This window comes from Allobosea sp. P1_A7, from assembly GCF_056406775.1.
On record NZ_JBFTZN010000079.1, the window covers coordinates 37,855 to 44,261 of the forward strand.

Consider the following 6,407-nt stretch of genomic DNA (forward strand, 5'->3'; position numbering starts at 1 on the left):
CCGCAACGGCCGCACGACGGACGGTGCAGCACGTGTCGGCAATTGCCGCGCAGCGCGACAAGGCGCTAGTCATTGTCCGGGATTTCCGCGTGATCCGCGCTCTCTCCGCATCGGACGCCTATCTCCGCAGCGCTCTACCCGACATCCTCTGCCTGCAGGAAGTCGTGCATACGCCTTCGTCGTCAAAGGACTGGCTGACCTACCGCGACGGCGATCATGTTCTTCCCCAGCGTGCAAACTTTTTCCGCGATATTGGCGCGGCTCTGCCCGACCATACCGCGATGTTCTTCCCGGCGGCGCAGGGCGTTCTCTGGGACGACGGCAAACCCGTGCCCTCGCAATGGGGCCTGGCGACATTCGTGCGATCTGCCTATCCGATCATCGGGCAGGCACAAGGCTTCGTGCACAGGGCGTTCTCCTGGGATGGCTACGGAGACCATCCCAGGTCGCGCAATGCTCATGTCATCCGACTTTTCGATTTCGAACGGGGGTGGCCGATCACCATCGCGCATATGCACGGGCTTCGCGACCTCGCGGGCAAGCAGGACACACAAGAGCGCCTGGAGCAGGCGACGCGCTTCGCGCGCTTGATCGCGAAWGTCGCGCCGCCCGGGGAGCGCCTGGTCGTCTGCGGCGATTTCAATGTCGAACCTGGCAGCCGGACGTTCGACATCCTGGCCGAGATCGGCCTGCACGACCTCGTCACGGCGACCGGATGCACCGACACCCGAACCTCGCACTACAAGAAGGCGGGTCGCTACGCCGACTATATGCTCGTGCGCAGCAGCATCGACGTGATCGAATTCACGGTGGTCGAGCATCCCGAGGTCTCGGACCATCGACCGCTTCTTCTCACGATATGACAGACGCCGCCGGAAATCCGCGACATGCTGCGGGAGCGCTTGTCGGAAGCGGATGGCGCGCCGCGTCGCCCCCATTGCCGGCTTCGATCCTTGGCGCACAAATTCCATTCTGCGATGGTGCTGGAATCGCGGACAAGACTGTCGCGTTCATCGGAAGTTCGCGACAGGACATAGATCTGSCCATGACAACTGCAAGCCGCCCGGACTTGAGCGACATCCATCAGGGCGATTGGGTCGATCGCCGGCTGCCGGCCGCATGGCGGCCCTATACGCGGCTGGCGCGGCTCGATCGCCCCGTGGGCATATGGCTCACGCTGTTCCCCTGTTGGGCCGCCCTGATTCAGGCCTCCGATGGCGTTCCCGACCTCGGGCTCCTGGCCATCTTCTCTCTCGGTGCGTTGCTGATGCGAAGCGCCGGCTCCACCATCAACGATATCGCCGATCGGAACTTTGACGGCCATGTCGAGCGAACCCGCTTCAGGCCGTTGGCAAGCGGGCAGATCGGCACGCGACAAGCTTTCGTCTTTCTGGGCGTGCAGCTTGCGCTGGCGGCTGCGCTGCTGCTTGTCCTTGCCCCATACACAGCTCTGGTCGCGCTGTGCGTACTCCCACTCGTGTTCATCTACCCGCTTTGCAAGCGTTTCACCCATTGGCCGCAGGCCGTCCTGGGCGCGGCCTTCAATTGGGGGATGCTCATGGCATGGGCCGAGGTCGCGGGGCATATCCCGCCCGGCGCGGTGCTGATGTGGGCCGGGGCCATCGCCTGGCAGATCGGCTACGATACCGTCTATGCCTATGTCGACGTGAAGGATGATAGCCGCCTCGGCCTGAAATCGACGGCGATCCTGTTCGGGCGGCACGGCAAGGCGTGGATTGGGCTGTTCTATGCCCTGACGCTTTCAGCCTGGTCGCTCGGCGGTTGGCTGCTGGGCATGTCGCCGCCTTACGCCATCGGCATGCTGCTGATCGCCGCGCATCTGGCCTGGCAGACCTGGCGGATAGACCTTGCCCGCCCGGACGTGAATTTTGGCTTGTTCCTGGCGAACATCCTGACCGGGGCGCTGCTGGCAGCTGCAGCCTTGCTGGGGACGATGTGAGGCCAGGCGCGGTCTGTCGTGAAACTCGCTCGCTAAAGCCCGCGGTTCCCGACTGACGTGCATCCTCATGCCCCTCGATCTCCGCCCTCGCCAGCAGCTGCCCCCCTTAAGCGGACGTTCGACCCGCTTAATTTGCTCCTGCCGGCGGTGAGCTCAATGCAATAGGACAGCGCTTTGAAACGTCTCCAGCTCCGGCGTGCGAGGCCGGGCGAGCGTCGCGGCCGCGGGACCTTCCTCCCAGATCAGGCCCTGGTGCATGAACGCCACGCGGTTGGCGACCTTGCAGGCAAAGCCGATGTCGTGGGTCACCAGCATGATGGTCATGCCGTCGCGCACCATCTCCTCCAGCAGTTTCGGCACCTCGCCGACCAGCTCCGGATCGTCGAACAGGATGAGTTGCGGCGACATCGCCAGCGAACGCGCGATGGCCAGACATTGCTGCTGACCGCCGGAGAGCTGATCGGGATAGACGTCGATCTTCTCGGCCAGTCCCACCTTTCGCAGCACGGTTTCAGCCAGGTGCCGTGCCTCGGCCAGCGGCACCCCCTTCACCACATTGGGCGCGAGCGTGATGTTCTCCTCGGCGCTGAGATGCGGGAAGAGATTGAAGCTCTGGAACACGATGCCGACATGCTGGCGCAGCTTGCGCAGATCCGTGCCGGGATCGTTGACCACGGTGCCGTTGAAGGAGATGGTGCCGCCCTGGATAGGCTCCAGCCCGTTCACGCAGCGCAGCAAGGTGCTCTTGCCCGAGCCTGAGCGGCCGATGACGGCGACGATCTCCCCCTTCGCGACGGTGAGCGACACGCCATTCAAGACCGTGTGCTGGCCGTAGCGCTTGACCACGTCATTCAGATCAAGGAGCGACATGCAGCCTCCGCTCGAGCCGCCGGCTCCATTGCGTCAGGTCGAAGCAATGCGCGAAGTCAATGATAGTGATCATGACATAGATGGGGATGAGCCGGAAGGTGGTACAGGCGCCACCTCCAGTGTCTCCGAACACCCCGTCCCGGTCTCCACGAAACCGGCGGCGCGCGCGGGGCGGCGTCGCTGCTGGCCTGGAGGCCAGGGCGATGACGTCCCCAACCCCAGACCATCGGCGACGCCTCTCTATTTCTTGAGAGCCGGGCAGGCGCCGTCTGCGAGCGAGCGGAAGGCCTGGTCTCCGGGGATGGTCGCGACGAGGTTGTAGAAGTCCCAGTCGCCCTTCGACTCTTCCGGCTTCTTCACCTGGAAGACGTAGAAGTCATGGACCATGCGTCCGTCCTCGCGCAGCTTCGCGCTGCGCACGACATCGTCCTCGATCGGGATCTCGCGCATCTTGGCGATGACGGTCTTGGCGTCGTCGGATTTCGCGGCTGCGACCGCCTTGAGATAATGCCGGACCGCCGAATAGATTCCGGCATGGATGGCCGAGGGAACGGTGCCGTTCTTCGCCTTGAAGCGCTCGGAGAAGGCGCGCGTCCGATCATCCAGGTTCCAGTAGAAGCCTTCCGTCAGCACGGTGCCCTGCGCGCCCTGGAGGCCGACGCTCTTCACATCCATCACGGTCATGAAGAAGGCGACCAGCTTCTGGGCGCCCTGGCCGACGCCAAAGTCCCGAGCCGTCTTGATCCCGGCGATCGTGTCGCCACCGGCATTGGCCAGCGCGATGATGTCGGCGCCCGAGCCTTGCGCGGTCAGGAGCTGCGACGATAATTCGGTTGCGGGAAAGGCATGCCGGACCGAGCCGAGATAGTTCCCGCCCTTGGCCGTCACCAGGGTCTTGGTATCGGCTTCGAGCTGGTGTCCCAGCGCATAATTCGCCGTCACCAGATACCATTTCGAGCCGGGCTTCGTCAGCGCATTCGCGACCCCGGAGACCTGGACATAGGTGTCCCACATCCATTGCACGATATGATCGGGCTGGCAGGCGTCACCGGTCAGCCGCGCCGTGCCGCCCGGAAACAGGCCGACCCGGTTCTTCTCCTTCAGCAGCGGCGGCAAGGCGAGCTGGAGCGAGGCGTTCGACATGTCGGCGAGGACATCGACCTTCTGCTGGTCGATCCATTCGCGCGCGATCACGGAGGCGACATCGGCCTTGTTCTGATGATCGGCCGAGACGGTTTCGATCGTCATGCCGGCGCATTCGGCCGCAAGGCAATCATCGATCGCCATCCGGGTCGCCAGCACCGATCCCTTGCCGGTGATGTCGGAATAGACGCCGGACATGTCGGTGAGGACGCCGATCTTGACGACTCCGTCGGAGACCTCCGCCTTGGCCGCGAGACCCGGCCACCCGAGCGCCAGCGCGACCGTCGCTGCTACGAACTTGATCCGCATTCCAAATCCTCCCAATCCGTCGACCGTCAGGCGGGTCGATCGTTCCCGTGCCAATGAGCCAGCGGCAATCCGGCAACAGGTGACCGGAATGTCGGAATGCGCGTGCCCCTCAGGCTGCCGATATAGGCGGTGCGCAGATCGGGACCGCCAAAGGTGATGCTGGCGAACCAGGGGGCGATGCTGCCGCCACAGGCGAGCATCAGCTCGGGCGTCGCCTCGTCGCGGGCGAAGGCCGCCATCAGCGCCCTGCCCGCCGCGCTGCCGCGATCATCGTCGAGCAGGATGCGCAGGTCGCCGTCGGGCGTGATCGCAAAAATGCGGTCGGTCATGACATGGGTGCCCCAGAGATTGCCGTGGGCGTCGAAGGCGATGCCGTCGATGAAGGCGCCATGATCGCTGGGGCCGAATGTCTCTCGCTGCGAAAGGCTGCCATCCCCGCCGACACGCAGCCGCGTCACGCGGCGGCCGCAGGTCTCGACGACATAGAGCCACTCCTCGGCGGCATCGAGCCTGATCTCGTTGGTGAAATGGAAGCCGTCGGCGACGACGCGCAGGCGCCCGCCATCATAGAGCGCGACATAGCCGTCCCGGATCGCGGGGCTCATCGCCTTCATCCAGTTCTTCGTCCGGGTCGAGATCGTCAACCAGATCCGGTCCCGGCTGTCGCGCAGCACGAAATTGACCTTGCCGATCGGCTCGCCGTCGATGTTGTCGATCAGGACGCGCGTCTGCCCGTCCCGGGTCATGATCTCGAGCCGGTCGGTCCCGAAATTCGAGATCAGGATGTCGCCATTGCGGGCAAAGGCCAGCCCGTTCGGCAAGGTGCCGGCGACGAAGCGGTCCTCGTCGTTTCCGGCCTCGGCAAAGCCGCGGCTCGCCTGCTGCACGATCAGCCGCTGGCGCCCGTTCGGGACGATGCGCACGACACCGCCGCGCGCATCGGCTGACCAGAGCGTGCCGTCCGGCTCGGCCAGGATGCATTCCGGGCGCTGCAGGCACTCGCCGACATAGCTGATCGCCGCTGGATCGACCGTGAAGCCGTCGATCGGATTGGGTGTCCCCGCCATGGCGCGCCTCAGAAGTTCACCTGGTCGCCGCCCTTCAGCCCGAGCGTGGCGCGTGCTTCCGCCGGCGTCGCGATCTCCATTCCGAGTTCCTCGACAATGCGCCGGATCTTGGCGACCTGCTCGGCATTGCTGCGGGCGAGCTGCCCGCGGCCGATGAACAGGCTGTCCTCGAGGCCGACGCGGACATTGCCGCCCATCATCGCAGCCTGCGTGCAGAACGGCATCTGGTGGCGGCCCGCGGCCAGGACGGACCACTGATAGTCCTTGCCGAACAGCTTGTCGGCCGTGCGCTTCATGAACATCAGATTGTCCATGTCGGCGCCGATGCCGCCGAGAATCCCAAAGATCAGCTGCAGGAAGACCGGAGGCTTGAACCAGCCCTGATCGAGGCAATGGGCGAGGTTGTAGAGATGGCCCACATCGTAGCATTCATGCTCGAACTTGGTGCCGTGCCCCTCGCCGAGCAGCTTATAGATCCGCTCGATATCGGCAAAGGTGTTGCGGAAGATGAAATCCTTCGTGCCGGAGAGATAGGGCTCTTCCCAGCCATGCTTCCAGTTGCTGTAGCGCTTGGCGAGCGGATGCAGCGCGAAGTTCATCGAGCCCATGTTGAGCGAGCACATCTCGGGCGCGGCCTGAAGCGGCGCGGCAAGACGCTCCTCGACGGTCATGTTGAGACCGCCGCCCGTGGTGATGTTGATCACCGCATCGGTCGCCTGCTTGATCCGCGGCAGGAACTCCATGAACACGGCCGGATTGGGCGTCGGCCGCCCATCCCTGGGATCGCGCGCATGCAGATGCAGGATGGCGGCGCCGGCCTCCGCCGCCTCGATCGCCTGCTGGGCGATCTCGCCCGGCGTGATCGGCAGGTGCTCGGACATGGTCGGCGTATGAATGCCGCCCGTGACCGCACAGGTGATGATGACCTTGCCCATATGCCCCTCCCCGGGATCGGCCGTTGTGTTTCGACCTATGCCTGCGATGTCATGCGTTCAGAATGGCGACAGCCCGGGTCCAGCCGGCCGAGCCGCCCTTCACCTTCACCGGCAGGCAGGAGA

General features: G+C 64.7%; 6 protein-coding genes. 2 read left to right on the forward strand and 4 right to left on the reverse strand.

What is annotated here, in order from left to right; all coding sequences use genetic code 11:
- Positions 1 to 71: 71 nt before the first annotated feature.
- Positions 72 to 863: an endonuclease/exonuclease/phosphatase family protein gene (locus AC1D34_RS15875; protein ID WP_476824697.1), complete on the forward strand. Its 792-nt coding sequence runs from the start codon at positions 72 to 74 to the stop codon at positions 861 to 863.
- A gap of 182 nt (positions 864 to 1,045) precedes the next feature.
- The gene (gene ubiA / locus AC1D34_RS15880) at positions 1,046 to 1,960 is read left to right on the forward strand and encodes a 4-hydroxybenzoate octaprenyltransferase (RefSeq protein ID WP_441506742.1); all 915 of its coding nucleotides are present in this window, start codon (positions 1,046 to 1,048) and stop codon (positions 1,958 to 1,960) included.
- A 153-nt stretch (positions 1,961 to 2,113) separates the two neighbouring features.
- On the opposite strand, the gene AC1D34_RS15885 is transcribed toward ubiA, so the two are convergent.
- From AC1D34_RS15885 to kce, 4 genes are all read right to left on the reverse strand, one after another.
- On the reverse strand, positions 2,114 to 2,830 hold the full coding sequence (locus tag AC1D34_RS15885; protein WP_441506741.1) for an amino acid ABC transporter ATP-binding protein: 717 nt from the start codon (positions 2,828 to 2,830) through the stop codon (positions 2,114 to 2,116).
- Between the two features lie 240 nt (positions 2,831 to 3,070).
- Positions 3,071 to 4,282 (reverse strand): ABC transporter substrate-binding protein, encoded by a 1,212-nt coding sequence (locus AC1D34_RS15890; protein WP_441491175.1) that lies wholly within the window; start codon positions 4,280 to 4,282, stop codon positions 3,071 to 3,073.
- A 26-nt stretch (positions 4,283 to 4,308) separates the two neighbouring features.
- The gene (locus AC1D34_RS15895; protein ID WP_441506740.1) at positions 4,309 to 5,349 is read right to left on the reverse strand and encodes an SMP-30/gluconolactonase/LRE family protein; all 1,041 of its coding nucleotides are present in this window, start codon (positions 5,347 to 5,349) and stop codon (positions 4,309 to 4,311) included.
- Positions 5,350 to 5,357: 8 nt separating this feature from the next.
- A complete protein-coding gene (gene kce, locus AC1D34_RS15900; protein WP_441491173.1) occupies positions 5,358 to 6,284 on the reverse strand; it encodes a 3,5-dioxohexanoate:acetyl-CoA acetone transferase in 927 nt (308 codons plus the stop codon).
- Between the last annotated feature and the right edge of the window lie 123 nt (positions 6,285 to 6,407).